The 556-nt window shown below is 72.1% G+C and carries 1 protein-coding gene; it reads left to right on the top strand.

Translation table 11 applies throughout. The features are described 5' to 3' along the window. The coding region (locus tag AC27IQ_RS26890) for a CoA transferase (RefSeq protein ID WP_487091527.1) at positions 1-556 on the top strand (556 nt) is incomplete at both ends.

Raw genomic sequence — 556 nt, 5'->3', positions numbered from 1 at the left:
CATCGGCGCCATGGCGGCGCTGATGCAGCGCGCCCAGACGGGCCGGGGGCAGGAGGTGGATTCCGCCCTGTTCGAGAACAACGTGTTCCTCGTCGGCCAGCACATGATGCAGTACGCCGTGACGGGCCAGCCCGCCGCGCCCATGCCCGACCGCATCTCGTCGTGGGCGGTGTACGACGTGTTCAGCGTGAAGGACGGTGGGCAGATCTTTCTGGCCGCCGTGAGCGACGCGCAGTGGGTCACCTTCTGCGACGCCATGGGCTACGCCGACCTGAAGGCCGACCCGGGCCTGGCCTTGAACAACGACCGCGTGCGCGCCCGCGCCACGCTGCTGCCCGAACTGCGCCGCCGCCTGGCCGAGCACACGGCCGAGGCGCTGTCGGCCATCTTCGAGCGGCACGGCCTGCCGTTCGCGCCCATCCTGCGCCCCGAGCAGCTGTTCGACGATCCGCACCTGAACGCCACGGGCGGCCTGGCCGATGTCACCTTGCCCGACGGCGAGCGCGCCGGCAGCACCGCGCGGGTCACGCTGCTGCCGCTGCGGCTGGACGGCCAG

This window comes from Acidovorax sp. KPB24-07 (assembly GCF_057543315.1).
Note: the sequence above shows the minus strand (reverse complement) of the source record. Positions and strands in the feature narration are given on the sequence as shown.